1 protein-coding gene is annotated in these 635 nt (G+C 59.2%); it reads right to left on the reverse strand.

Going from position 1 to position 635, the window contains the following annotated elements:
* Positions 1–110 precede the first annotated feature (110 nt).
* Positions 111–635, reverse strand: a 525-nt coding sequence (locus tag NCS02_RS36175) for a group II intron maturase-specific domain-containing protein (protein WP_250523710.1), incomplete at its 5' end; no start/stop codon positions are given.

A 635-nucleotide genomic window follows, 5' to 3' on the forward strand; every position in this document is an offset into this window, starting at 1 on the left:
CCGAGTAACCTCGCCTTAACCCCGTTTCCACACCCCGCTCATCGAACCGGACATGCAGATCTCCCGCATCCGGCTCTCGGACAAGACATCACGCCTTCGTACACGGCACGTTACACCCAAGGCCCCGTCAGACGCACAAGACCGAAGTGCTTGTAGAGGTGCGGGCGTGGATAGCCCCCGCGCCTGCTTCGCCTGGCTTTGTACTTGTTGCGTAACCACCGACGCAACCGCGCAGCGGTGTAGTTGTCGAGCGCCCGATACGCGCGTCTGTCCGTGCCTACACTGAAGTAGTTCGCCCAGCCGCGCAGCGTGCGGTTCAACTTGCCCACCAGCTCCGTGGTCTCCTGCCATACCATCTTGAGGGCAGTCATCACATGAATCTTCTCGACCATGCGACGGATACTCTTCTTCGACGGACGCATGCCCATGCGGGCCTGCCCAGTCGTGGCCGAGTACAGCCGCCCAAACGTGTAACCCAAGAAGTCGAATGTGCCTTCCGGCACCTTGCAGATTCGTGTCTTCTCCTCGTTGACCGTCAGCTTCAGTTTGCCCATGATCTCGCGCAGTTTCAGCAACGCCTCTTCGGCCTTGCCTTGTTTGCACAGGATCACAAGATCATCCGCATAGGTCACGAT

The sequence above is a fragment of the Caballeronia sp. NCF2 genome (assembly GCF_023631205.1).
GTDB lineage: Bacteria > Pseudomonadota > Gammaproteobacteria > Burkholderiales > Burkholderiaceae > Caballeronia > Caballeronia zhejiangensis.